Genomic DNA, 254 nt, shown 5'->3' with positions numbered 1-254 from the left:
GCAGGAGCTGGCGCTGCCCACCGACCGGCCGCGCCCGGCGCAGCCGACGCACGCGGGCGGCCTGGTCCGCTTCGAGCTGCCGGCCGGGCTCCACGGCCGTCTGGCCTCGCTCGCCCGCGACCACGGCGCGACGGTCTTCATGGCGCTCCAGGCCGCGGTGGCGACGCTGCTGACCCGGCTCGGTGCCGGCACCGACATCCCGCTCGGGACCCCCACCGCAGGACGCACCGATCAGGCCCTCGACGACCTCGTCG

General features: G+C 78.0%; 1 protein-coding gene. It reads left to right on the top strand.

The window, feature by feature from the left end; translation table 11 throughout:
• Positions 1–254, top strand: a 254-nt coding sequence (locus OO62_RS36235; RefSeq protein WP_033271985.1) for a condensation domain-containing protein, incomplete at both ends; no start/stop codon positions are given.

Source organism: Streptomyces lydicus (assembly GCF_000717345.1).
Lineage (GTDB): Bacteria > Actinomycetota > Actinomycetes > Streptomycetales > Streptomycetaceae > Streptomyces > Streptomyces lydicus.
The sequence above is the reverse complement of the archived record's forward strand: the minus strand, read 5'-3'. Positions and strand labels throughout refer to the sequence as shown.